The following is a 25,117-nucleotide window of genomic DNA, read 5'->3' on the forward strand; positions in this document are numbered from 1 at the left end:
AAAGTCCTCCCGCCGTAAAGCCGTAAAGCAGCGGCATCCGAGGCAGCACCGCCCTGAAGCACAAGGAGAGTCATCGAACGATGGCCGGACCCGCCTTCCGCGCCGCCGCCGTCCGAGTGCGCGTCCCCGCGACCAGCGCAAACCTCGGACCCGGCTTTGACGCCTTCGGCCTGGCCCTGGGGCTCTACGACGATGTCGTGGTCCGCGTGGCCGACTCCGGCCTGCACGTCGACATCGCCGGAGAGAGTGCCGAAACACTCCCCCGGGACGAAAAGCACCTGGTCGTACGCTCCCTGCGCACCGCGTTCGACGTGCTCGGCGGGCAGCCGCGCGGCCTCGAGGTCGTCTGCGCCAACCGCATCCCGCACGGCCGGGGCCTGGGGTCGTCGTCGGCCGCCATCTGCGCGGGCATCATGGCCGCCCGCGCGGTGACGATAGGCGGGCAGGACAAGCTGAACGACGCGGCGCTGCTGGAGCTGGCCAACGAGATCGAGGGCCACCCGGACAATGTCGCCGCCTGTCTGCTCGGCGGCTTCACCCTGGCCTGGACGGAGGGCGGCACCGCCCACGCGATCCGGCTGGACCCCTCCGAGGCCGTCGTGCCCGTGGTCTTCGTACCGTCCAAGCCCGTGTTGACCGAGACCGCCCGTGGCCTGTTGCCGCGCACCGTCCCGCATGTCGACGCCGCGGTGAACGCCGGCCGGGCCGCGCTGCTGGTGGAAGCCCTCACCCGGCGCCCCGAGCTGCTGCTTCCCGCCACCGAGGACCGGTTGCACCAGGATTACCGCGCTCCCGCCATGCCCGAAAGTGTGGCTCTGGTGAACCGTTTGCGCGCCGAGGGCGTCCCTGCTGTCATCTCGGGGGCCGGCCCCACCGTGCTGGCGCTCACCGATGACGGGGCCGCCGACAAGGTCTCCCAGCTGGCCGGCACCGGGTGGGCGGCCAACCGCCTGACCCTGGACGGGGCTGGGGCGAGTGTCCTGCCGCTGGCTGTGGGGCAGTGACACGATTGCCGGTCGATGAGAGGGGGAATGTTTGTTGGATCCGGTAGTGTTAATCTCAAATCTGCACTCGACGCCATTGCGGCTCGGTGCTCCGTGTCCCGTCTCGGGACCGCCATTCTTCCGGGAGCCTCCCACACCGCATAGGCAGCCTGCCTGAGCAGTGCCGAGCACGCTCCGGAGTCGGCGCGAGCGACACACCACCTGAGTGATCTCTCCGCGCCAAAGCAGCATTTTGGTACGTCATTTTCTGCCGCCGTCAGGCGGACCACCGCCCCGGATCAGGTCAGGGACAAAGACCGAATCCGGACAGCACAACCGGTCGCCGAGCCAGACAGGCCGACGTCCGCTCCAGGGAAGGACCCTTCGTGAGCGACACCACCGATCTGATGGGCGTGCGCGTGGAAGGCAATGCCGCCGCGCCCGACGCTGCCGCGCCTGCCACCGGTGCTGCTGCCCCCAAGCGACGCCGCTCAGGCACCGGTCTTGAGGGCATGGTCCTGGCCGAGCTGCAGCAGCTTGCTTCCAGTCTCGGGATCAAGGGCACCGCGCGGCTCCGCAAGGGGCAGCTGATCGAGACCATCAAGGCCGCGCAGTCCGGCGGAGCCACCACCGCCGCCAAGGCCGCTCCGGCCGCCTCCCAGGGGGGAGAGCCCGCCGAGAAGCCCAAGCGCCGCGCCACGTCGCGGACCCGCACCGGCGACAACGCCGAGGCCAAGGCCGTGGCGGCCACCGCGCCGTCGGCGCCCGCCGCGCCCGAGCAGGCGAAGCAGATCGACATTCCCGGCCAGCCGGCCGGCGAGCAGCCCAAGGCCGAGCGCGCCGAGCGTGCCGACCGGACCGCCCCCGCCGCCGCCCGCAACGAGCGCGCCGAGGCCGCCGCCGACACCGCCGAGGGCAAGGCCCCCGCGGCCGAGGCCAAGGCCGGCGACGACCGTCAGGGCGGCCGGGACCGCCAGCGCGGCGACCGGCAGGACCGCCAGGACCGTGAGGGCCGCCGGGACCGCCAGCGCGACCGCCGCAACAAGGGCGAGGACGGCGGCGGCGCCGGGCAGCAGCAGCGCGGTGACCGCGAGCGTGACCGCGACCGCCAGCAGGGCCAGCAGCAGGGCCAGAGCCAGGGCCAGCAGCAGGGCGGCCAGGGCGGCGGCCCCCAGGACGACTACGACGACGGTGAGGGCGGCGGCCGCCGTCGCCGCGGCCGTTACCGCGACCGCCGGGGCCGGGGCACCAGCGGCAACCGCCGCGAGGAGTTCGGCAACGAGCCCCAGGTCAACGAGGACGACGTCCTGATCCCCGTCGCGGGTATCCTCGACATCCTCGACAACTACGCGTTCATCCGGACCTCCGGCTACCTGCCGGGCCCGAACGACGTGTACGTGTCCCTCGCCCAGGTCCGTAAGAACGGCCTGCGCAAGGGTGACCACGTCACCGGCGCGGTCCGCCAGCCCAAGGACGGCGAGCGCCGCGAGAAGTTCAACGCGCTGGTCCGCCTGGACTCGGCCAACGGCATGGCCGCCGATTCCGGCCGCAGCCGCCCCGAGTTCGGCAAGCTCACCCCGCTGTACCCGCAGGAGCGGCTGCGGCTGGAGAACGAGCCGAACCAGCTGATCCCCCGGGTCATCGACCTCGTCGCGCCCATCGGCAAGGGCCAGCGCGGTCTGATCGTGGCTCCGCCGCGTACCGGTAAGACGATCATCATGCAGGCGATCGCCAACGCGATCACCCACAACAACCCCGAGTGCCACCTGATGGTCGTCCTGGTCGACGAGCGTCCGGAAGAGGTCACCGACATGCAGCGGTCGGTCAAGGGCGAGGTCATCTCCTCGACCTTCGACCGCCCGGCCGAGGACCACACCACCGTCGCCGAGCTCGCCATCGAGCGCGCGAAGCGCCTGGTGGAGCTGGGCCACGACGTCGTCGTCCTGCTGGACTCCATCACCCGTCTGGGCCGCGCGTACAACCTCGCGGCGCCCGCCTCCGGCCGCATCCTGTCCGGTGGTGTCGACTCGACCGCGCTCTACCCGCCGAAGCGCTTCTTCGGTGCCGCGCGCAACATCGAGGACGGCGGCTCGCTGACCATCCTGGCCACCGCGCTGGTCGAGACCGGCTCGCGCATGGACGAGGTGATCTTCGAGGAGTTCAAGGGCACCGGCAACATGGAGCTCCGCCTCGACCGCAAGCTCTCCGACAAGCGGATCTTCCCGGCCGTGGACGTGGACTCGTCCGCGACCCGTAAGGAGGAGATCCTGCTCAACCCCGAGGAGCTCGCCATCGTCTGGAAGCTGCGCCGGGTGCTGCACGCGCTCGACTCGCAGCAGGCGATCGAGCTGCTGCTCGACAAGATGAAGCAGACGAAGTCGAACGCCGAGTTCCTGATGCAGATCGCCAAGACGACCCCCGGTCAGAACAACGACTGACGGATCGTACGAAAGGGCCACTCCGAAGTCGCGACGGTCGCGGCGACGGGGTGGCCCTTTTCACATGTTCATCCGCATTTGGAACGCTGTCTGTCCCCCGAACGTCTGACAAGCGGGACAACAGGTGCTTGATCACCACAACTGGGGGTACCGGAGCAGGCAAGGACAGAGGAGACCATGACGCAGCCCCATCACCGCGCCCCCCGTCGCAAGGCCATGCGCGCGGTCGTCTGGACAGCCACCGTCGCGGTCGTACTGTGCCTCACCGGTGCCGGGTACATCTACTTCAAGCTCAACGGCAACATCAAGGGCATCGACATCAACGGGGCACTGGGCACCGACCGCCCGACGAACTTCGACAACGGCTCCATGGACATCCTCGTCCTCGGCTCCGACTCCCGCTCCGGCAGCAACAAGAAGGCCGGCGGCGGCCAGGACGACGGCACGGCCCGCTCGGACACCGCGATGATCGTGCACATCCACAAGGGCCACAAGAAGGCCAGCGTGGTCAGCATCCCCCGCGACACCCTCGTCGACCGGCCCTCCTGCACCAAGATCAAGGGCGGTACGCAGCTCCCCGCCGCCACCGGCGTCATGTTCAACTCCGCGTACGCGGTCGGGGGCCCCGCCTGCGCGGTGAAGACCGTCGAGTCGATGACCGGCGTCCGTATGGACCACTACATCGAGATCGACTTCTCCGGCTTCCAGCACCTCATCGACGCCCTCGGCGGCGTCAAGGTGACCACCGCCCAGGACATCGACGACAACGACAGCCACCTGCACCTCAAGGCCGGCACCCACACCCTCGACGGCAAGCAGGCCCTCGGCCTGGTCCGCACCCGCCACGGCGTCGGCGACGGCAGCGACCTCGGCCGGATAGAGCTCCAGCAGGCCTTCGTCAAGGCGCTCATCGCCCGCGTCGAGAGCCTCGGCCTGCTCACCAGCCCCACCAAGCTCTACCAGGTCGCCGACACCGCCACCGGCGCCCTCACCACCGACTCCGACCTCGCCACGGTCGGCAACCTCATGGGCCTGGGGCAGAGCATGAAGGGCATCGGCTCCAACGACCTCGACATGATCACCATGCCGGTCCAGTACGACCCCACCGACCCCAACCGCGTCATCCCGCTGACCGACAAGGCCGACCAGGTCTGGGCGGCACTGCGGGCCGACCGGACGATCCCCAAGAGCGCCACGAAGGGCTCCGCCGGTGACCAGGCGGGCACGAAGGGTGTCGTCAAGAGCTCCTCGTAGAGCCCAGGAATAACCATCGGGGACGCCTCGTTTTGGGAGATACGGCCGGTCCTGGCAGACTGGTACGTCGGCCCCGGTTCACGTGACGCAAACCCGCCTCACGACCCGGGACCCTCCCGAGATAACCAGGAGATTCCCTTGAAGCGCGAAATCCACCCGGAGTACGTGGAGACCCAGGTCACGTGCACCTGCGGCGCCTCGTTCACCACCCGCAGCACCGAGAAGAGCGGCGTCATCCGCGCCGACGTCTGCTCGGCCTGCCACCCGTTCTACACGGGCAAGCAGAAGATCCTCGACACCGGTGGCCGTGTGGCCCGCTTCGAGGCCCGCTTCGGCAAGAAGGCCGGGTCCGCCCAGAAGTAGCGACCCATAAGCGCCGGTTCTCGGCTGCCCGGATTCATGCCGGTCAGCCGGACCGGCGTTTTGTCGTCCCGGCCCGTCACCTTCACCTCAAGCAGCAGTAAGCAGGGATCCCAGATGTTCGAGGCGGTCGAGGAACTCATCGGCGAGCATGCCGACCTCGAAAAGCGGCTTGCCGACCCTTCGGTCCACGCGGACCAGGCCAACGCGCGCAAGCTCAACAAGCGCTACGCCGAGCTGACCCCCATCGTCGGCACCTACCGCACGTGGAAGCAGACCGGCGAGGACATCGAGACGGCCCGCGAGTTCGCGGCGGACGACCCGGACTTCGCCGCCGAGGCCAAGTCGCTGGAGAAGCAGCGCGAGGAGCTCACCGAGAAGCTCCGCCTCCTGCTCGTCCCGCGCGACCCCAGCGACGACAAGGACGTCATCCTCGAGGTCAAGGCGGGTGAGGGCGGCGAGGAGTCCGCGCTGTTCGCCGGCGACCTGCTGCGGATGTACCTGCGCTACGCCGAGCGCGTCGGCTGGAAGACCGAGCTCATCGAGGCCAACGAGTCCGACCTCGGCGGCTACAAGGATGTCCAGGTCGCGGTGAAGACCAAGGGCGGTAACGGCGCCACCGAGCCCGGCCAGGGCGTCTGGGCCCGTCTGAAGTACGAGGGCGGGGTGCACCGCGTGCAGCGCGTGCCCGCCACCGAGTCCCAGGGCCGCATCCACACCTCCGCCGCCGGCGTCCTGGTCACCCCCGAGGCCGACGAGGTCGAGGTCGAGATCGGCCCCAACGACCTGCGTATCGACGTCTATCGCTCGTCCGGCCCGGGCGGCCAGTCGGTCAACACCACCGACTCCGCGGTGCGTATCACGCACCTCCCGTCCGGCCTGGTCGTCTCCTGCCAGAACGAGAAGAGCCAGCTCCAGAACAAGGAGTCGGCGATGCGCATCCTGCGCTCCCGGCTGCTGGCCGCCGCCCAGGAGGAGGCCGAGCGCGAGGCCTCCGACGCGCGCCGCAGCCAGGTCCGCACGGTCGACCGCTCCGAGCGCATCCGGACGTACAACTACCCCGAGAACCGCATCTCGGACCACCGTGTCGGCTTCAAGGCGTACAACTTGGACCAGGTCCTCGACGGGGACCTCGACGCCGTGATCCAGGCGTGCGTCGACGCCGACTCGGCTGCGAAGCTGGCCGCGGCCGGTGAAAACTAAGCCCGTCCGGCATTCGAGGACATCCCTGGCCCAGGAGAGGACGACGTGAACCTGTTGCTCGCCGAAGTCGCGGCAGCGACGCGGCGGCTGGCCGATGCCGGCGTGCCGTCCCCGCGGTTCGACGCGGAGGAACTGGCCGCGTACGTGCACGGGGTCAAGCGCGGTGAGCTGCACGCCGTCCCCGACCCGGACTTCGACGCCCGCTACTGGGAGGCCGTGGCCCGCCGCGAGGCCCGCGAGCCGCTGCAGCACATCACCGGCCGCGCCTTCTTCCGCTACCTCGAGCTGCAGGTCGGCCCCGGCGTCTTCGTACCGCGTCCGGAGACCGAGAGCGTGGTCGGCTGGGCCATAGACGCCGTACGTGCCATGGACGTCGCCGAGCCGCTGATCGTCGACCTCTGCACCGGCTCCGGCGCGATCGCGCTCGCGCTGGCCCAGGAGGTGCCGCGCTCCCGCGTCCACGCGGTCGAGCTGTCCGAAGAGGCCCTGGTCTGGGCCCGCAAGAACACCGAGGGCAGCAAGGTCGACCTGCGGCACGGCGACGCGCTGACGGCCTTTCCGGAGCTGAACGGCCAGGTCGACCTCGTGGTCTCCAACCCGCCGTACATCCCGCTCACCGAATGGGAGTACGTCGCCCCCGAGGCCCGCGACCACGACCCCGAACTGGCGCTCTTCTCCGGCGAGGACGGCCTCGACACCATCCGCGGCATCGAGCGCACCGCCCAACGCCTGCTCCGCCCCGGCGGCGTCGTCGTCATCGAGCACGCCGACACGCAGGGCGGCCAGGTCCCGTGGATCTTCAAGGAGGACGCGGGCTGGGCCGACGCCGCGGACCACCCCGACCTGAACAAACGGCCCAGGTTCACCACTGCCCGCAAGGCGACGCCATGATGGCGCCGGGCAACCCCGGTCCTGCTGTGTTCTTCCGGGGCACGACGCCCCGTACTTCTGCGTACAAAAGCCCCGCCGTCAGGACGGCGCATCACCTGGAGGTCAGCTAATGGCACGGCGTTACGACTGCTCGGATGCGACCGACCGCGCCGCCGGACTGCGTGAGGCCGCCTCTGCCGTGCGCCGCGGCGAACTCGTCGTGCTGCCCACCGACACGGTCTACGGCATCGGCGCCGACGCCTTCAACCGCGAGGCCGTGGGCGACCTGCTCGAGGCCAAGGGGCGTGGCCGCAACATGCCCTCGCCCGTGCTCGTCGGCTCCCCGAACACCCTGCACGGCCTGGTCACCGACTTCTCCGAGCAGGCCTGGGAGCTGGTCGACGCCTTCTGGCCGGGCGCCCTCACGCTCGTCGCCCGGCACCAGCCGTCCCTGCAGTGGGACCTCGGCGACACCCGGGGGACCGTCGCCGTCCGTATGCCGCTGCACCCCGTCGCCATCGAGCTGCTGACCGAGACCGGCCCCATGGCCGTCTCCAGTGCCAACCTGACCGGCCACGCGTCCCCGCAGGACTGCGACGCCGCCCAGGAGATGCTCGGCGACTCCGTCGCCGTCTACCTCGACGGCGGACCCACGCCCGCCGCCGTACCGTCGTCGATCGTCGACGTCACCGGCAAGGTGCCGGTGCTGCTGCGGGCGGGCGCGCTCTCCGCCGAGCAGCTCCGGGAGGTCGTGCCCGACCTGGAGGTCAGCAGTTGATACCTGGCCTGCCGGGTGTTCAGCGTGAGCGCGAAGACGTCTTCCGCATCCTCCACGTCTGCACCGGCAACGTCTGCCGCTCGCCGATGGCCGAGCGGCTGACCCGCCATGAGCTGACCCGGCGGCTCGGCGACGGAGCCGCCGGGATCCTCGTCGAGAGCGCCGGCACCTGGGGGCACGAGGGCGCCCCCATGGAGGCCCACGCGGCCACCGTCCTCGCCGAGTACTCCGCCGACCCCTCCGGCTTCACCGGCCGCGAGCTGCTCGACGAGCACGTCATCGACGCCGACCTCGTCCTCACCGCCACCCGCGACCACCGCGCCCAGGTCATCTCCATGGGGCACGCGGCGGGCCTGCGCACCTTCACCCTCAAGGAGTTCACCCGCCTGGTGCGCGCCATCGACCCCGCCACCCTCCCCGACGACGGTGGCGTCACGGCGCGGGCGCGCTCCCTGGTCCGGGCCGCCGCCGCGCTCCGCGGCTGGCTCCTCGCCCCCGACGCCGAGGCCGACGAGGTCTACGACCCGTACGGCGCTCCGCTCACGTTCTTTCGCAGCGTCGGCGAGGAGATCCACGCCGCCCTCGACCCCGTGGTTACCGCCCTCACCGGGGTCCCGGCCCCGACGGCGTAACGCTTCTGCGTGTACTGGGCGGTTTGCCCGCATCGGTGCCACAGTGGTGGTGAGATCCCCGTCACACCGGAGCGCCGAGCCATGTCGACGACCGCGGAAACAGCAGGGCACACCACCTGGGCCACCGGCACCGGTTTCGAGCAGCTGCGCCGGCAGGATCCGGAACTGGCCGACGTCCTCCTCGGCGAGGTGCAGCGCCAGAGCAACTGCCTGCAGCTGATCGCCGGCGAGAACTTCACCTCACCCGCCGTCCTCGCCGCGCTCGGCTCACCGCTGGCGAACAAGTACGCCGAGGGGTATCCGGGCCAGCGCCACCACGCCGGCTGCGAGCTGGTCGACCTCGCCGAGCGGCTGGCCATTGAACGGGCCACCAGGCTCTTCGGCGCGGCTCATGCGAACGTCCAGCCGTACTCCGGCTCCTCGGCCGTCCTGGCGGCGTATGCGGCCCTTCTCGTGCCCGGTGACACCGTCCTGGCGATGGCACTTCCGCACGGCGGGCACCTCACCCACGGTTCGGAGTCCAATTTCTCCGGCCGCTGGTTCCACATCGTCGGTTACGGCGTAACCCGCGACACCGACCTCATCGACTACGACGAGGTCCGCAGACTCGCCCACCAGCACCGCCCCAAGGCGATCGTCTGCGGCTCCATCGCCTACCCCCGGCACATCGACCACGCCGCCTTCCGCGAGATCGCCGACGACGTGGGCGCCTATCTCATCGTCGACGCCGCCCACACCCTCGGCCTGGTGGCCGGCGGCGCGGCGCCCAACCCGGTGCCGTACGCGGATGTGGTGTGCGCCACCAGCCACAAGACGCTGCGCGGCCCGCGAGGGGGCCTGATCCTGTGCGGCGCGGACCTAGCGCAGCGGATCGACCGTGCCGTCTTCCCCTTCTCGCAGGGCGGCCCCCACATGCACGCCATCGCGGCCAAGGCAGCCGCCCTCGCCGAGGCGGCCACGCCCGCCTTCGCCGCGTACGCCCACCAGGTCGTCGCCAACGCCCGCACCCTCGCGGAGGCGCTGGCCGGCCAGGGCCTGCGGATCTCCACCGGCGGCACCGACACCCACCTGATCACCGCCGACGTCTCCTCGCTCGGCGCGACCGGCGCGCAGGCCCGGGGCCGGTGCGCGGCGGCGGGAATCGTGCTCGACAAATACACACTCCCGTACGACTCGGAACCCTGCTCGATCGGCTCCGGCATCCGCCTGGGCACCGCCGCGGTCACCACCCAGGGCATGGGCACGGACGAGATGCCGCAGGTCGCAGGCCTGATCGCGCGCGCCGTACGCGAGGAGCGAGGCATCGCGCAGCGGGTCGCCGAGCTGGTCGGCGGCTTCCCGCCGTACCCCCCTTATCCGGCATAACGGACACCGGGCATGATGCCCTGCAACCCTGGGCACCCGCTGTGAGTCCTTACAAGTGTTTACAGTCGCCACCCGGACGCGAATAGGGTGTGCCCGTGCGCGAGTACCTCCTGACCCTTTGCGTGGCAGCAGCCGTCACCTACCTCCTCACGGGGCCGGTGCGGAAGTTCGCCATCGCGGCCGGCGCCATGCCCGAGATCCGCGACCGTGACGTCCACCGGGAACCCACCCCCCGGCTGGGCGGCATCGCCCTGTTCGCCGGCCTGTGCGCGGGACTGCTGGTCGCCGCTCATCTGGAGAACCTGCGGAGCGTCTTCGAGCTGTCCAACGAACCCCGCGCGCTGCTCTCCGGCGCCGGGCTGATCTGGCTGCTCGGCGTCCTGGACGACAAGTGGGGCGTCGACGCCCTCATCAAGCTCGGCGCGCAGATGGTCGCCGCCGGTGTGATGGTCCTTCAGGGCCTGACGATCCTCTGGCTCCCGGTCCCCGGCGTCGGCACGGTCTCGCTGACGCAGATGCAGGGCACCCTGCTCACCGTCGCGCTGGTGGTCATCACCATCAACGCCGTCAACTTCGTTGACGGGCTGGACGGTCTGGCCGCCGGTGTGGTCTGCATCGCCTCCATCGCGTTCTTCATGTACGCCTACCGGCTCTGGTACGGGTACGGCGTGGACGCGGCGTCCCCGGCCACGCTCTTCAGCGCCATCCTCATCGGCATGTGCCTGGGCTTCCTCCCGCACAACCTGCACCCCGCGCGCATCTTCATGGGCGACTCCGGGTCCATGCTGATCGGCCTCATGCTGGCCTCGGCCGCCATCTCCATCACCGGCCAGGTCGACCCGGACTCCATCACCGACATGACCGGCTCGGCCCGCGCCACCACGCACTTCATGGTCCCGGTCTACATGCCGCTGCTGCTCCCGCTGAGCATCATCGCCATCCCGGCCGCCGACCTGGTCCTGGCCATCGTCCGCCGTACGTGGAACGGCCAGTCGCCCTTCGCCGCCGACCGCGGCCACCTCCACCACCGCCTGCTGGACATCGGCCACTCGCACAGCCGGGCCGTCCTGATCATGTACTTCTGGTCGGCCCTGATCGCCTTCGGTGCCGTCGCCTTCTCGGTGAACTCCTCCAGCCTGTGGATCGTCCTCGCGATCATCGCGCTGAGCGCCATCGGCCTCGTCGCCCTGCTCTTCCCCCGCTTCCGCCCCCGCGCCCCCCGCTGGGCCGAGTCCTTCGTCCCGCCCCGCTACCGCCGCTCCCGCCGCGAGGCCCAGGCGGCGGCCGCCGCCCTCGTCGCCTCCGGCCAGGCCCCCGGCGTCAACGGTGCGACCGCGGTGGGCGACCGCGCCCTGCTCCCGGGCCGCACGGAGCGTCAACCTGCGGAAAGCCGCCGTTAGGGTGCGGCCGTCCCCCGGACGGCCGAAGTTTGTACTCCTCCTGTGTGACGGCCCGCACACGAACTGAGTAAAGACCTCATCAAATAGTTTGTGATACCGTTCACGAGTACCCGGAAACGAGCCGAAAGACCCTGGCGTGATGGTCTTCCGGCGTGAGGCATGTCCTCCGCCCCCGGCTACGCTCGTCCCCCTATGACGACAGAACGTCTTCCCCAACACCCCGCCGGAGGAGCTGCCGCCATGCAGTCCAACGACGTCCGAACCATCCTGAACTGTGCCGTCCCGACAGCCGCCGCAGGCGTGGTCGCGGTCGCTGTGAGTGCTGCCGTCGCCGGCGGCAAGGGTGTGATCGGCGCGATCTTCGGCGCAGTGCTTGTGATCGCGTTCATGGGCGCCGGCCTGATCGCGCTGCAGCGGACCGCGAGGACCCTGCCGCATCTCTTCCAGGCCATGGGCCTGATGCTCTACACCACGCAGATCCTGCTGATCGGTGTCTTCCTCGCCGTCTTCAAGCACACCACGCTGTTCAACACGAAGGCCTTCGCGTTCACGCTGCTCGCCTCGACCCTCGTGTGGATCGCAGCGCAGGCCCGTGCTCATATGAAGGCGAAGATCCTGTACGTGGAGCCGGATTCGTCCAGGTCTCCGTCGTGAACCACAGGGCCGGTGTGAGCGGGCCTGCGCTCGTTTGCTATCGTCCGGTCTCAACTGCGGCAGAGCTGGCGCGGGCGGTAGTCATGCCTGCGCGGCCCATCGGCTCAGCGCCTGTACGCCGCCCCCATATCTGCAAGACCAGTCCAGTGCCGTTCCGTGGCTGTATGCCGCGCCGACACATCGAGGTTGCCGTACCTATGTGCCACGCTGAAGGAGCTCATGGTGAGTGATGTAACGACGCTCGCCTTCGAGACGAACTGTCACATCTTCGACGGGTGCGGCTTCCCGGCCCCCGGCCTGCACTCCTTCTTGTTCAAGCCGCTCTTCGGAGACGGGAACAGCAACTTCTACTTCAACAAGACGATGTTGCTGGCGCTGCTGGGCACCGTCGTCATCGTCGGCTTCTTCTGGGCCGCGTTCGCGAAGCCGAAGGTCGTCCCCGGCAAGCTCCAGCTGGTCGCCGAGACGGGCTACGACTTCGTACGGCGCGGGATCGTGTACGAGACGATCGGCAAGAAGGAGGGCGAGAAGTATGTCCCGCTCATCGTCTCGCTGTTCTTCTTCGTGTGGATGATGAACCTGTGGTCGATCATTCCGGTCGCCCAGTTCCCGGTCACCGCGATCATCTCGTACCCGGCCGTCCTTGCGGGCATCGTGTACGTCCTCTGGGTTTCGCTGACTTTCAAGCGGCACGGCTTCGTCGGCGCGTTCAAGAACTTCACCGGTTACGACAAGTCACTCGGCCCGGTTCTCCCGCTGGCGATGTTCATCGAGTTCTTCTCGAACCTGCTCGTCCGGCCGTTCACCCACGCCGTCCGACTCTTCGCGAACATGTTCGCGGGCCACACCCTGCTGCTGCTCTTCACGATCGCCAGCTGGTACCTGCTGAACGGCATCGGGATCGCCTACGCGGGCGTCTCGTTCATCATGGTCATCGTCATGACGGCCTTCGAGCTCTTCATCCAGGCCTTGCAGGCATATGTCTTCGTGCTCCTGACCTGCACCTTCATCCAGGGCGCGCTCGCCGAGCACCACTGAGTGCCCGCCCCTCCTACCCCGCAGACGTCCGGTGGCCAACCCCCACCGGTCCTTGAAAGAGAAGGAAGAACTGGCATGTCCCAGACCCTCGCCGCTGTCTCCGGCTCGCTCGGCTCCATCGGTTACGGCCTCGCTGCCATCGGTCCCGGCGTCGGCGTCGGCATCATCTTCGGTAACGGCACCCAGGCCCTGGCCCGTCAGCCCGAGGCCGCCGGCCTGATCCGCGCCAACCAGATCCTCGGTTTCGCGTTCTGTGAGGCGCTCGCCCTCATCGGTCTGGTCATGCCGTTCGTCTACGGCAAGTGATCTGCTGATCCACGACCAGCCGACTCGACGAAAGGCACTGATATGAGCCAGCTGCTCATTCTGGCGGCAGAGGCGGAGAATCCGCTCATCCCGCCGATCCCAGAGCTTGTCATCGGCCTGATCGCCTTCGTTATCGTCTTCGGCTTCCTCGCCAAGAAGCTCCTCCCGAACATCAACAAGGTTCTGGAAGAGCGCCGTGAGGCCATCGAAGGCGGTATCGAGAAGGCCCAGGCCGTCCAGGCCGAGGCCGAGCAGACCCTTGCCAAGTACAAGGAGCAGCTCGCCGAGGCCCGCCACGAGGCCAACCGTCTCCGTCAGGAGGCGCAGGAGCAGGGCGCCGCGCTCATCGCCGAGATGCGTGCGGAGGGGCAGCGCCAGCGCGAGGACATCGTCGCGGCCGGCCACGCCCAGATCGAGGCCGACCGCAAGGCCGCCGCGCGGGCGCTGCGTCAGGACGTGGGCCAGCTGGCCACCGACCTGGCCGGCAAGCTGGTCGGCGAGTCGCTGGACGACGTGGCTCGGCAGAGCCGTGTGATCGACCGGTTCCTCGATGAACTGGACGAGAAGGCTGCGACGGCCGAGGCGGCCCGATGACGGTCCACGGAGCGAGCCGCGAGGCGCTGGGCGCCGCGCGCGAGCAGCTGGACGCGCTGACGGACAACACGTCCGTCGACGCTGCCCGGCTCGCCGACGAGCTGTCCGCCGTCACGGAGCTCCTCGACCGCGAGGGCTCGCTGCGCCGGCACCTGACCGACCCGGCGCAGCCCGGTGAGGCCAAGGCCGGTCTGGCCGGACAGGTACTCGGCACGCGGGTCGGCGGGGAGACTCTCGACCTGGTCTCGGGTCTGGTCCGGTCCCGCTGGTCGCGGTCGCGTGATCTGACCGACGCGCTGGAGGAGCTGTCCTACAGCGCGGACCTGGTCGACGCTCAGCGCGGCAACGCGCTGGACGAGGTCGAGGACGAGCTGTTCCGGTTCGGCCGCATCGTCACCGGCAGCAGTGAGCTGCGGGCGGCGCTGTCCGACAAGGCCGCGTCCAACCAGGCCAAGGCCGAGCTGCTGCGCTCGCTGCTGGGCGGCCGGGCCAACCCGGTCACCGAGCGGATCGTGGTCCGCCTTGTGACACACCCGCGTGGCCGTAGCCTTGAGACAGGGATCGACGCCCTGTCCAAGCTGGCTGCCGCGCGCCGTAACCGGATGGTGGCGGTCGTGGTGTCGGCGGTTCCGCTGAGTGACCAGCAGAAGGAGCGCCTCGGCGCCGCGCTTGCCAAGCTGTACGGCCGGCAGGTGCACCTGAACCTCGATGTGGACCCCACGGTCCTCGGCGGGATCACCGTTCGGGTGGGCGACGAGGTCATCAACGGGACCATCGCCGACCGTCTCGACGAGGCGGCCCGGCGGATGGCCGGCTGACCAGCCACCAACTCAAAGCCCAGTTTTTAAAGATCAGCGCAGTTAGCGGCCCGAGTTGGGCCGTAGTGACGAAGACTTCGGGCCCAACAAGGAGAGCAGGGAACCCAGATGGCGGAGCTTACGATCCGGCCGGAGGAGATCCGGGACGCGCTGGAGAACTTTGTCCAGTCGTACAAGCCGGACGCCGCCTCGCGCGAGGAGGTCGGCACGGTCAGCGAGGCCGGAGACGGCATCGCGAAGGTCGAGGGCCTTCCCTCGGCGATGGCGAACGAGCTGCTGAAGTTCGAGGACGGCACTCTCGGTCTCGCCCTCAACCTCGAAGAGCGCGAGATCGGTGCGATCGTCCTCGGCGAGTTCAGCGGCATCGAAGAGGGCCAGCCGGTCACCCGTACCGGTGAGGTCCTGTCCGTCGCCGTCGGCGAGGGCTACCTCGGACGCGTTGTCGACCCGCTCGGCAACCCGATCGACGGCCTCGGCGAGATCGAGACCGACGGCCGCCGCGCGCTGGAGCTCCAGGCTCCCGGCGTCATGGCCCGTAAGTCGGTGCACGAGCCGATGCAGACCGGCCTCAAGGCCGTCGACGCGATGACCCCGATCGGCCGTGGCCAGCGTCAGCTGATCATCGGCGACCGCCAGACCGGCAAGACCGCCCTGGCCGTCGACACGATCATCAACCAGCGCGACAACTGGCGTTCCGGCGACCCGAAGAAGCAGGTCCGCTGCATCTACGTCGCCATCGGCCAGAAGGGCTCCACCATCGCGTCCGTGCGCGGCGCCCTGGAGGAGGCCGGCGCCCTGGAGTACACGACGATCGTCGCGGCTCCGGCGTCCGACCCGGCCGGCTTCAAGTACCTCGCCCCGTACACCGGTTCGGCCATCGGCCAGCACTGGATGTACCAGGGCAAGCACGTGCTGATCGTCTTCGACGACCTGAGCAAGCAGGCCGACGCCTACCGCGCCGTATCCCTGCTGCTGCGCCGCCCGCCGGGCCGTGAGGCCTACCCGGGTGACGTCTTCTACCTGCACTCCCGCCTCCTGGAGCGCTGCGCGAAGCTGAGCGATGAGCTTGGCGCCGGTTCCATGACCGGCCTCCCGATCGTCGAGACCAAGGCCAACGACGTGTCGGCGTTCATCCCGACCAACGTCATCTCCATCACCGACGGCCAGTGCTTCCTGGAGTCCGACCTGTTCAACGCGGGCCAGCGCCCGGCGCTGAACGTCGGTATCTCGGTCTCCCGGGTCGGTGGCTCCGCCCAGATCAAGGCCATGAAGGGCGTCTCCGGCCGCCTGCGCGTGGACCTCGCCCAGTACCGCGAGCTGGAGGCCTTCGCCGCCTTCGGTTCCGACCTGGACGCGGCCTCCAAGGCCCAGCTGGAGCGTGGCAAGCGCATGGTCGAGCTGCTCAAGCAGGGCCAGTACGCGCCGTTCGCCATCGAGGACCAGGTCGTCTCGATCTGGGCCGGCACCACCGGCAAGCTCGACGACGTACCGGTCGTGGACATCCGCCGCTTCGAGCGCGAGTTCCTCGACTACCTGCACCGTGAGCACAAGGCGCTGCTGACCGGCATCGTCGAGACCGGCAAGCTCCCCGACGAGACGGTCGAGGCCCTCACCGAGGCCGTCGCCAGCTTCAAGCAGCAGTTCGAGACCTCGGACGGCAAGCTGCTGGGTGAGGGCTGAGCATGGGCGCACAGCTTCGCGTATACAAGCGTCGCATCAAGTCCATCACCGCCACCAAGAAGATCACCAAGGCGATGGAGATGATCGCCGCCTCGCGCATCGTCAAGGCCCAGCGCCAGGTGCAGGCGTCGACTCCGTACGCGACCGAGCTCACCCGCGCGGTGACCGCGGTGGCGACCGGGTCCAACACCAAGCACCCGCTGACCACCGAGGCCGAGAACCCGACCCGGGCCGCGGTCCTGCTCATCACGAGCGACCGCGGTCTGGCCGGCGGCTACTCCTCCAACGCCATCAAGGCCGCGGACCGGCTCACCGAGCGCCTGCGCTCGGAGGGCAAGGAGGTCGACTCGTACATCGTCGGCCGCAAGGGTGTCGCCTACTACGGCTTCCGCGAGCGTCCGGTCGTGGAGTCGTGGACCGGGTTCACCGACAAGCCGTCCTACGCGGACGCGAAGTCGGTGGCAGCTCCGCTGATCGAGGCCGTACAGCAGGACACGGCCGACGGCGGTGTGGACGAACTGCACATCGTCTTCACGGAGTTCGTGTCGATGATGACGCAGTCGCCGGTCGATGACCGGCTGCTGCCGCTCAGCCTCGACGCAGCGGCCGCGGAGTCGGCGGGCAAGGGCGAGATTCTGCCCCTGTACGACTTCGAGCCGTCGGCGGAAGGCGTCCTGGACGCACTGCTGCCGCGCTACGTCGAGAGCCGGATCTACAACGCGCTGCTGCAGGCCGCCGCTTCCGAGCACGCCGCCCGCCGCCGCGCCATGAAGTCGGCTACCGACAACGCCGGGGACCTCGTCAAGAGTCTGTCCCGGCTTGCCAACGCGGCCCGCCAGGCCGAAATCACCCAGGAAATCAGCGAGATCGTCGGTGGCGCCAGCGCCCTGGCCGACGCGACCGCGGGGAGTGACTGACACCAATGACCACCACTGTTGAAACCGCCACGGCCGCCGGCCGCGTCGCGCGCGTCATCGGCCCGGTCGTCGACGTGGAGTTCCCCGTCGACGCGATGCCGGAGATCTACAACGCGCTGACCGTCGAGGTCGCCGACCCGGCCGAGGACGGCAAGCTCAAGACGCTGACCCTCGAGGTCGCCCAGCACCTCGGTGACGGCGTGATCCGCGCCATCTCCATGCAGCCCACCGACGGCCTGGTCCGCCAGGCCCCGGTGACCGACACGGGCGCGGGCATCTCCGTCCCCGTCGGTGACGTCACCAAGGGCAAGGTGTTCAACACCCTCGGTGAGATCCTGAACGTGGACCCGTCCACGGTCGAGGTCACCGAGCGCTGGCCGATCCACCGCAAGGCCCCGGCCTTCGACCAGCTCGAGTCCAAGACCGAGATGTTCGAGACCGGCCTGAAGGTCGTCGACCTGCTGACCCCGTACGTCAAGGGCGGCAAGATCGGTCTGTTCGGTGGTGCGGGCGTCGGCAAGACCGTCCTCATCCAGGAAATGATCATGCGTGTGGCCAAGCTGCACGAGGGCGTTTCCGTGTTCGCCGGTGTCGGCGAGCGCACCCGTGAGGGCAACGACCTCATCGCCGAGATGGAAGAGTCCGGCGTTCTGGACAAGACCGCGCTGGTCTTCGGTCAGATGGACGAGCCCCCGGGCACCCGTCTGCGCGTGGCCCTGGCCGGTCTGACCATGGCGGAGTACTTCCGCGATGTGCAGAAGCAGGATGTGCTGTTCTTCATCGACAACATCTTCCGCTTCACCCAGGCCGGTTCCGAGGTCTCCACCCTGCTCGGCCGCATGCCGTCCGCCGTGGGCTACCAGCCCAACCTGGCGGACGAGATGGGCCAGCTCCAGGAGCGCATCACCTCGACCCGTGGTCACTCGATCACCTCCATGCAGGCGATCTACGTCCCCGCGGACGACCTGACCGACCCGGCCCCGGCCACCACCTTCGCGCACCTCGACGCGACGACGGTGCTGTCCCGGCCGATCTCGGAGAAGGGCATCTACCCGGCGGTCGACCCGCTGGACTCGACGTCCCGGATCCTGGACCCGCGCTACATCGCGCAGGACCACTACGACTGCGCCATGCGCGTCAAGGGAATCCTGCAGAAGTACAAGGACCTCCAGGACATCATCGCGATCCTCGGCATCGACGAACTGGGCGAGGAGGACAAGCTCACCGTCCACCGCGCCCGCCGTATCGAGCGCTTCCTGTCGCAGAACACCCACGCGGCGAAGCAGTTCACCGGTGTCGACGGTTCGGACGTCACCCTCGAGGAGTCGATCACCGCGTTCAACGCCATCGCCGACGGTAAGTACGACCACTTCCCCGAGCAGGCGTTCTTCATGTGCGGTGGCATCGAGGACCTGGAGCGCAACGCCAAGGAGCTCGGCGTCGGCTGATACCGGCCGCTGACTCATCGCGACAGGGGGGTGGACGCGGGCCCTGCGTCCACCCCTCTGCCGCACCCCCGTTATCCTTTGTTTTATGCACCCGCCGTAGGCGGTGGGTGCCGACCCGAGGAGCCATCTTGGCTGAGCTGCACGTCGAGCTGGTCGCCGCGGACCGAAGTGTCTGGTCCGGCGAGGCCACCCTGGTCGTCGCACGCACCGAGTCGGGCGACATCGGCGTCATGCCGGGCCACCAGCCGCTGCTCGGTGTGCTGCAGCCCGGCCCGGTGACCATCCGTACGAGTGACGGCGGCACCGTCGTCGCTGCTGTGCACGGCGGCTTCATCTCCTTCGCGGACGACAAGCTGTCGGTACTCGCGGAGATCGCCGAGCTCGCCGACGAGATTGATGTCGAGCGTGCGGAGCGGGACCTGGAACGCGCCAAGGCCGATGCCGACGAGGTCGGCGAGCGCCGGGCCGAGGTTCGCCTCATCGCCGCAACGGGCACGCGCTGACAACCAGCCGGAGGCCGCGGGAAGCCTGTCGAGGCGTCCCGCGGCTGCGGCACATCCGGCACTCGTGCCGGAGAGTATTCCTATTCGTGACGTTGAGCGTTGAGCGAGGAGGTCGGTGGGCGTGATCCTCGCTTTTCAGGTGTGCGGAACGCTGGTCGCGGCGGCGCTGCTGGGACTGTTCGTCTTCGGGCTGCGCCGACGTCTCATCCAGCGGTCCGGCGGCACGTTCGACTGCAGTCTCCGGCTCGCCGGTGCCGTCGGCTCCGAGCCGTCCGGCAAGGGCTGGGTCTACGGCGTCGCCCGCTACAGCGGCGACCGCGTGGAGTGGTTCCGCGTCTTCTCGTACGCCCCCCGGCCGCGCCGGGTCCTCGAGCGGTCCGCCATCGAGGTGCTGCACCGCCGTGAGCCGCAGGGCCAGGAAGAGCTGGCCCTGCTGTCGGACTCCGTCGTGCTGGTGTGTGAGCACAAGGGCCTGCGGCTCGAGCTGGCCATGAGCGACGACGCCCTCACCGGCTTCCTGGCCTGGCTCGAAGCGGCCCCGCCCGGCCAGCGGGTCAACGTCGCCTAGCAGGCCCTAGCGGTTCTCGCCGGGCACCCACAGCACGTCGCCGACCTCCTTGTTCGCGATCCGGGCCAGGATGAAGAGCAGGTCCGACAGGCGGTTGAGGTAGGTCGCCGTCAGCGCGTTCATCGAGTCGCCGTGCTCCTTCAACGCCGCCCACGTCGACCGCTCGGCGCGCCGTACGACCGTGCAGGCCTGGTGCAGCAGGGCCGCGCCCGGCGTGCCACCCGGAAGGATGAAGCTGCGGAGCTTCTCCAGGTCCTCCAGGAACCGGTCGCAGTCGGCCTCGAGCTTGTCGACGTAACCCTGCTCCACGCGCAGCGGCGGATATTTGGGGTCGCGGACGACCGGGGTGGCCAGGTCCGCGCCGACGTCGAACAGGTCGTTCTGGACGCGGGTGAGGACAGCGGTGACCTCCTGCGGCAGGCCGCCCAGCGCGATGGCGACACCGATGGCGGCATTGGCCTCGTTGGCGTCGGCGTAAGCGGAGATACGGGAGTCCGTCTTGGCGGTGCGGCTCATGTCGCCGAGGGCGGTGGTGCCGTCGTCGCCGGTCCGGGTGTAGATGCGCGTCAGATTGACCATGTGTCCGAGCCTAGTGCCGCGCCCGGCGGATCACCGCGGCGTCGCGTCGCCCGCACGGCCTCACGAACCATCAACTCGGCGGGCGTCACGGTGAAGAAGAACACATAGTGACCCGCCTCTCTTAGTGCTGCGCCGCGCTGTGAACGGACGTTAAGGTCCCCGCAACAGCGTCGACAAGAAGGTGTGTGCCGTGGCGAAGAAGCTCGCCGTCATCGGAGCCGGCCTGATGGGTTCCGGCATCGCACAGGTAGCGGCCCAGGCGGGCTATGAAGTCGTTCTGCGCGATGTCACGGATGAGGCGTTGAACCGAGGCCTCGGCGGGATTTCGGCGTCGTACGAGAAGTTCGTCGCCAAGGGCAAGCTGGCGGCGGCGGACGCCGAGGCGGCGCTGGCCCGGATCGCGACGACCACGGATCTGGACGCGGTCGCCGACGCGGACATCGTCGTCGAGGCGGTGTTCGAGAAGATCGAGGTCAAGCAGGAGATCTTCCGGGCGCTCGACAAGATCGCCCAGCAGGACGCGATCCTCGCCTCCAACACCAGCGCCATCCCGATCACCAAGATCGCGGCTGTGACGGAGCGTCCGGAGCGCGTGGTCGGCACGCACTTCTTCTCTCCCGTCCCGATGATGGGGCTCTGCGAGCTGGTCCGCGGCTACAAGACCAGCGACGAGACGCTGGCCCGCGCCAAGGCCTTCGCCGAGGAGATCGGCAAGACCACCATCGTCGTCAACCGGGACGTGGCGGGCTTCGTCACCACCCGCCTGATCTCAGCGCTCGTCGTCGAGGCGGTCAAGCTGTACGAGTCCGGGGTCGCGTCGGCCGAGGACATCGACATCGCCTGCAAGCTCGGCTTCGGCCACGCGATGGGGCCGTTGGCCACCGCCGACCTGACCGGCGTCGACATCCTGCTGCACGCCACCGGCAACATCTACACCGAGTCGCAGGACGAGAAGTTCGCCCCGCCGGAGATCATGCGGCGCATGGTCGACGCGGGCGCGCTCGGCCGGAAGTCCGGAGAGGGCTTCTACCGCTACTGACGGGTGACGGGGCCGTTCGGGGGAGTACCCCCAGCACTCGTTCACTCGCAGGAGTGAATTCGGTATCGGTTCGCTCACAGACGGCAACCTCTTCGTACAACGGGCCGTCAGTTACCTAGAACTACGACACATTTCCACGGGATACGGGAACGCGATAACGGGAGCGGAGCGCATATGCACATCAGGGGCGACCACGCCGAGCTGGTCGTCGGGGGCCGCCTCGATGTCCACAGCGCGGCTGACGCCCGTTCGGTCCTGCACGACGCCGTCGACTCCGGTCACGGCGACCTCGTGCTCGACCTGACCGAGCTGGACTCGTGGGACGCCACGGGACTCGGTGTGATCATGGGGGCACACCGCAGGGCCGGCCGGGCCGACCGGCGGCTCGTGCTGCGCGGCGTACCGCCGCAGATGCAGCGCCTGCTGGTCGCCACCCGGCTGCACCGCATCCTGTTCATCGAGGGGGGCATCGTGGTGGGATCGGCCCAAGGCTGAGCAAGGCGGCCAAGGACGGCCAAATTCGGACGCAAGGGCAGCGTGGCGGCCCTGGCGTTCGCTCATACTGTGTGAAGGTTTAGGGTTCGGTTTCCGGCGTGCCAACCGCACGCCGAGGAGGGGAACCGGGCCCGGTCCACAGCGGACGCGCGGGCGCCCCCGACAAGGCCCTGCGCGACGCATATGGGGGGCGGAGACTCATGGACCCACGTAACGGCGTACCCGACGAGCCGAACGACGAGCGGCCCCAGGCCGGCGAGGCCGAGGAAGGCACGCTCGCGCTGCCACGCGTCCAGCGCCAGCCACTGGTGCCGCCGACGGCGGACCCGGCGGCAGGCACGGGCAGCGGAGGCGGCTCGGCCCGGGTCGTACAGCTCGTCGCGGGCGACTTCCTGCTGACGCTCAATCCGGTCGACGGCAGCGAGATCACCACCTGCCCGCCGGAGGACCGGCCCGCACCCGTGCGGCGCACCGCCCAGGAGCGCGTGGCCCGGCAGGCCGCCGCCCGTCCCCCGGCCCCGCCGGGGCCGCGCGGCCCCGAGCTGCCCCTGCTCGAACGCGAGGAGGAGCGCGAACGGCTCGCCCGGCTGCTCTCCCGCGGCCGCTCGGTGCGGGTCACCGGGCCGTCCGGGGCCGGCCGCACCGCGCTGCTCGACACCGTCGCCGACGCCTGCGACGGCCTCGCGCCCGACGGTGTCGTACGGCTCTCCGGCTACCGCCGCACGCCCAGCGACCTGCTCCAGGAGCTCTTCGCCCTCGTCTACGACGCCGAGGGCTACCGGCCTGACCGGCCGCGGCTGCTGGAGCTGCTGCGCGACGTGGGCGCGGTCGTGGTCGTGGACGACCTGGAGTTCGGCGGCACGGCTCTGGAGGACCTGCTCGCATCGGTGCCCGAGTGCGCCTTCCTGATGTCGGCGACCCCGGACATCGCGGCGCCGGCCTCCGACTCGCTCGTCGAGGAGATCTTCCTGCCCGGGCTCACCCGGATCGCCTGCCTCGAGCTCCTGGAACGGGCCGTCGAACGGCCGCTGCAGGACGAGGAGGCCGCGTGGGCCGCCGACCTGTGGTTCGAGTCCGAAGGGCTGCCGCTGCGCTTCGTCCAGGCCGGCGCGCTGCTGCGGCGGCGCGACGCGCAGGGCATGGCATCCCTCGACGGCGACGTGCCCGTCTGGGACGGCCCGGCCGACGCCCTGGCCGAGAACGCGCCCTACGACGCCGTCCCCACCACTCCCGCCACCCACATACCCCTGCCCTCGCTCGCCGAGAGCGCGGCCCCCGCCGAACTTCTCGCCTCCTGGATCAGCGAATCCGCGCGGGAGGCCCTGCGCTTCGCGGTCGCCCTGGGCGGCGAGATCCCGCACCAGGCCCACCTCCCGGCCCTCGTCGGCGACACGCACGGCGACGCCGCGCTCGGCGAGATGGTCGCCGTCGGGCTCGCCACGCCCGTCTCCACGCACTTCCGGCTCGCCGCCGGCGTACGGCAGCAGCTCGCCGCCACCGGTGGCCTGGCCGCCGACGCCGCCGCGGGCGGCCCCGCCGGGCCGCAGGCCCACACCGCCGCCCAGCACTACGCCTGGTGGGCCGGCCACCCCTCGGTGACCCCGGACCGCGTCGCCGCCGAGGCCGAGGCGATCCTCGCCACCCTCGCCGCCTGCCGCGACGGCGGGCACTCCAGCGCGGCCGTACTGCTGGCCCGTACGGCCGCCCCGGCCTTCGCGGCCGCGCTGCACTGGAGCGCGTGGGAGCGGACGCTCCGGGTCGGCCAGGAGGCCGCCCGGCTGGCGGGCGAGGTCGCCGAAGAGGCGTACTTCCACCACGAGTTGGGTGTCCTCGCGCTCTGCAGCGGCAGCCTCGACCGGGCCCGCACCGAGCTGGAGGCCTCCATAGCCCTGCGCGGTGCCCTCGCGGACCGCCAGGGCACCACCGTCGGGCGCCGCACCCTCGCCCTCGTCGTCGACCGCTCCGGCAGCCTTGCCCCCGCCACGACCCCCTCCGGCGTCGAGACCCCCACCGCCGGCACGGACGCCTCCGCCTTCCCCGGCGAAGCCCCCGCCACCATCATCAGCAAGCGCCTCGCCCTCTCCGGCCCCGGCTCCACCTCCCTCTCCCGCCGCCTCTCCCTCACCCCCACCCGCCGCAACCTCGCCACCGCCGGCGCCGGCGCACTCCTCGCCGCCGTCCTCGGCACCCTCGTCACCTTCGGCACCACGTCCAACGGCAACGACACCAACACCCCCATGAACGTCAAGCCCGTCGAATCCGCCCAACAGGACCAAGCCGACAACGGCCTCCCCGCCGTCTCCCAAACCCCCGGCTCCACGACGGCGCCCAGCGCCACGGGCACCGGCACGAGCCCCGCCGCCACGACGGCGCCCGGCGCGACGGGCGGCGGTGCCGCCACGACCGCTGACGCGGGCAGTACTGGCGCGGGTACGCGGTCGCCGAGTAGCAGCCCCTCGCCCACCAAGAAGCCGACCCACACCCCGTCCCGTACGCCGTCGCCCTCGACCTCGACCTCGACGTCCACCACTCCGACGGCGTCCACGAGTTCTTCGGCGTCGCCCTCGGCGTCGGAGACCACGACCAACACCGCCAGCGATCCGGTATCCACCACGCCGGTCGCTGGCGACTCCACCACGGCCTCCGGCACGGTCGCCTGACCGTTCCGGACTGTCCCCCACCCCGCCCCTTCCCGAAACCAGGGGCGCTGCCCCTGGACCCCGGGAGGGTGCTTTGTCGGGTGCGGGTGTGTGGCCGGGTTGTGCCAGCCCGTTCCGCCTTGCGGAACGTTCTCCCACAACCCGTTGGGAAGGGCCCCGGCGCGAAGCGCTCGGGGGCGACGGGGGCCCGGTGGGCGAATTCAGCCCGTCCGGCGTTTGAGGACCGGGGGGTTTGGGGGCGGAGCCCCCAGCGAGTCCGGGCGGAGCCCGGTTTCGGGAAGGGGCGGGGTGGGGGAGGAAAACCCGGCCACCGGCCCGCACGTCAGGCGGCGGCCTCAAGCGCGAAGGGCGTCGCCCCGGCCCGACGGACGGAGTCCGGCGCAGCCGGGCGAAGCCCGGGAGGCCCCCTGGGGCCGAGCGGTGCGAGTGCGGCGTGAGGGATTGGGCCCGGCGCAGCCGGGCGAAGCCCGGGAGGCCCCCTGGGGCCGAGCGGTGCGAGCGCGGCGTGAGGGATCGGGCCCGGCGCAGCCGGGCG

At 70.0% G+C, this 25,117-nt stretch carries 24 protein-coding genes; 23 read left to right on the forward strand and 1 reads right to left on the reverse strand.

The window, feature by feature from the left end:
- The first annotated feature begins 80 nt into the window (after positions 1–80).
- The 20 genes from thrB (at position 81) to ACFXJ5_RS29530 (ending at position 19,809) form a co-directional block, all read left to right on the forward strand.
- Positions 81–1,004 carry a homoserine kinase gene (gene thrB / locus ACFXJ5_RS29435; protein WP_384637480.1) on the forward strand — a complete coding sequence of 308 codons (924 nt, stop codon included), beginning with the start codon at positions 81–83 and terminating at the stop codon, positions 1,002–1,004.
- Between the two features lie 365 nt (positions 1,005–1,369).
- Positions 1,370–3,421: a transcription termination factor Rho gene (rho, locus tag ACFXJ5_RS29440; RefSeq protein ID WP_384637483.1), complete on the forward strand. Its 2,052-nt coding sequence runs from the start codon at positions 1,370–1,372 to the stop codon at positions 3,419–3,421.
- Positions 3,422–3,598: 177 nt separating this feature from the next.
- Positions 3,599–4,675, forward strand: a complete 1,077-nt coding sequence (locus tag ACFXJ5_RS29445; protein ID WP_384637486.1) for an LCP family protein — start codon at positions 3,599–3,601, stop codon at positions 4,673–4,675.
- A 138-nt stretch (positions 4,676–4,813) separates the two neighbouring features.
- Positions 4,814–5,038, forward strand: a complete 225-nt coding sequence (gene rpmE, locus ACFXJ5_RS29450) for a 50S ribosomal protein L31 (RefSeq protein ID WP_127361307.1) — start codon at positions 4,814–4,816, stop codon at positions 5,036–5,038.
- A 114-nt stretch (positions 5,039–5,152) separates the two neighbouring features.
- Complete coding sequence (gene prfA / locus ACFXJ5_RS29455; protein WP_384637489.1) at positions 5,153–6,238, forward strand: peptide chain release factor 1; 1,086 nt, start codon at positions 5,153–5,155, stop codon at positions 6,236–6,238.
- Between the two features lie 45 nt (positions 6,239–6,283).
- Entirely contained in the window at positions 6,284–7,129 is an 846-nt protein-coding gene (gene prmC / locus ACFXJ5_RS29460; RefSeq protein ID WP_384637492.1) for a peptide chain release factor N(5)-glutamine methyltransferase, read from the forward strand.
- Positions 7,130–7,238: 109 nt separating this feature from the next.
- A complete protein-coding gene (locus ACFXJ5_RS29465; RefSeq protein ID WP_384637495.1) occupies positions 7,239–7,886 on the forward strand; it encodes an L-threonylcarbamoyladenylate synthase in 648 nt (215 codons plus the stop codon).
- Complete coding sequence (locus ACFXJ5_RS29470; RefSeq protein WP_384637497.1) at positions 7,883–8,518, forward strand: arsenate reductase/protein-tyrosine-phosphatase family protein; 636 nt, start codon at positions 7,883–7,885, stop codon at positions 8,516–8,518. Before ACFXJ5_RS29465 ends, ACFXJ5_RS29470 begins: the two co-directional genes overlap by 4 nt.
- Before the next feature lie 81 nt (positions 8,519–8,599).
- Positions 8,600–9,883 carry a serine hydroxymethyltransferase gene (locus ACFXJ5_RS29475; RefSeq protein WP_384637500.1) on the forward strand — a complete coding sequence of 428 codons (1,284 nt, stop codon included), beginning with the start codon at positions 8,600–8,602 and terminating at the stop codon, positions 9,881–9,883.
- A 95-nt stretch (positions 9,884–9,978) separates the two neighbouring features.
- Positions 9,979–11,283, forward strand: coding sequence for an MraY family glycosyltransferase (locus ACFXJ5_RS29480; protein WP_384637503.1), 1,305 nt, complete (start codon positions 9,979–9,981; stop codon positions 11,281–11,283).
- Positions 11,284–11,523: 240 nt separating this feature from the next.
- Entirely contained in the window at positions 11,524–11,937 is a 414-nt protein-coding gene (locus tag ACFXJ5_RS29485) for a hypothetical protein (protein ID WP_384637505.1), read from the forward strand.
- 219 nt (positions 11,938–12,156) lie between these two features.
- A complete protein-coding gene (atpB, locus tag ACFXJ5_RS29490) occupies positions 12,157–12,975 on the forward strand; it encodes a F0F1 ATP synthase subunit A (RefSeq protein WP_384637508.1) in 819 nt (272 codons plus the stop codon).
- A gap of 75 nt (positions 12,976–13,050) precedes the next feature.
- On the forward strand, positions 13,051–13,281 hold the full coding sequence (atpE, locus tag ACFXJ5_RS29495; protein ID WP_024884520.1) for an ATP synthase F0 subunit C: 231 nt from the start codon (positions 13,051–13,053) through the stop codon (positions 13,279–13,281).
- Positions 13,282–13,323: 42 nt separating this feature from the next.
- The gene (locus tag ACFXJ5_RS29500; RefSeq protein ID WP_384637511.1) at positions 13,324–13,875 is read left to right on the forward strand and encodes a F0F1 ATP synthase subunit B; all 552 of its coding nucleotides are present in this window, start codon (positions 13,324–13,326) and stop codon (positions 13,873–13,875) included.
- Positions 13,872–14,693 (forward strand): F0F1 ATP synthase subunit delta, encoded by an 822-nt coding sequence (locus ACFXJ5_RS29505; RefSeq protein WP_384637514.1) that lies wholly within the window; start codon positions 13,872–13,874, stop codon positions 14,691–14,693. The genes ACFXJ5_RS29500 and ACFXJ5_RS29505 overlap by 4 nt, the downstream gene beginning before the upstream one ends.
- A 108-nt stretch (positions 14,694–14,801) precedes the next feature.
- On the forward strand, positions 14,802–16,373 hold the full coding sequence (gene atpA / locus ACFXJ5_RS29510) for a F0F1 ATP synthase subunit alpha (protein ID WP_384637517.1): 1,572 nt from the start codon (positions 14,802–14,804) through the stop codon (positions 16,371–16,373).
- Between the two features lie 2 nt (positions 16,374–16,375).
- Positions 16,376–17,290 (forward strand): F0F1 ATP synthase subunit gamma, encoded by a 915-nt coding sequence (locus ACFXJ5_RS29515; protein ID WP_384637520.1) that lies wholly within the window; start codon positions 16,376–16,378, stop codon positions 17,288–17,290.
- Between the two features lie 5 nt (positions 17,291–17,295).
- Positions 17,296–18,738, forward strand: a complete 1,443-nt coding sequence (gene atpD / locus ACFXJ5_RS29520) for a F0F1 ATP synthase subunit beta (protein WP_384637523.1) — start codon at positions 17,296–17,298, stop codon at positions 18,736–18,738.
- Positions 18,739–18,863: 125 nt separating this feature from the next.
- Positions 18,864–19,241, forward strand: coding sequence for a F0F1 ATP synthase subunit epsilon (locus ACFXJ5_RS29525; RefSeq protein WP_384637671.1), 378 nt, complete (start codon positions 18,864–18,866; stop codon positions 19,239–19,241).
- A 121-nt stretch (positions 19,242–19,362) separates the two neighbouring features.
- Positions 19,363–19,809 (forward strand): DUF2550 domain-containing protein, encoded by a 447-nt coding sequence (locus ACFXJ5_RS29530; protein WP_384637525.1) that lies wholly within the window; start codon positions 19,363–19,365, stop codon positions 19,807–19,809.
- Between the two features lie 6 nt (positions 19,810–19,815).
- Here the strand turns inward: ACFXJ5_RS29530 and ACFXJ5_RS29535 are convergent, their stop codons facing one another.
- Entirely contained in the window at positions 19,816–20,388 is a 573-nt protein-coding gene (locus tag ACFXJ5_RS29535) for a cob(I)yrinic acid a,c-diamide adenosyltransferase (RefSeq protein ID WP_384637528.1), read from the reverse strand.
- A gap of 190 nt (positions 20,389–20,578) precedes the next feature.
- On the opposite strand from ACFXJ5_RS29535, the gene ACFXJ5_RS29540 reads away from it, so the two are divergent.
- The 3 genes from ACFXJ5_RS29540 to ACFXJ5_RS29550 all read left to right on the forward strand — a co-directional run bounded on the left by ACFXJ5_RS29540 (position 20,579) and on the right by ACFXJ5_RS29550 (position 24,582).
- Positions 20,579–21,427, forward strand: a complete 849-nt coding sequence (locus ACFXJ5_RS29540; RefSeq protein WP_384637531.1) for a 3-hydroxyacyl-CoA dehydrogenase family protein — start codon at positions 20,579–20,581, stop codon at positions 21,425–21,427.
- Positions 21,428–21,601: 174 nt separating this feature from the next.
- Positions 21,602–21,922 (forward strand): STAS domain-containing protein, encoded by a 321-nt coding sequence (locus ACFXJ5_RS29545; protein WP_384637534.1) that lies wholly within the window; start codon positions 21,602–21,604, stop codon positions 21,920–21,922.
- A 200-nt stretch (positions 21,923–22,122) separates the two neighbouring features.
- On the forward strand, positions 22,123–24,582 hold the full coding sequence (locus ACFXJ5_RS29550) for an ATP-binding protein (protein WP_384637537.1): 2,460 nt from the start codon (positions 22,123–22,125) through the stop codon (positions 24,580–24,582).
- Positions 24,583–25,117 lie beyond the last annotated feature (535 nt).

Source organism: Streptomyces sp. NPDC059373, assembly GCF_042751495.1.
Lineage (GTDB): Bacteria > Actinomycetota > Actinomycetes > Streptomycetales > Streptomycetaceae > Actinacidiphila.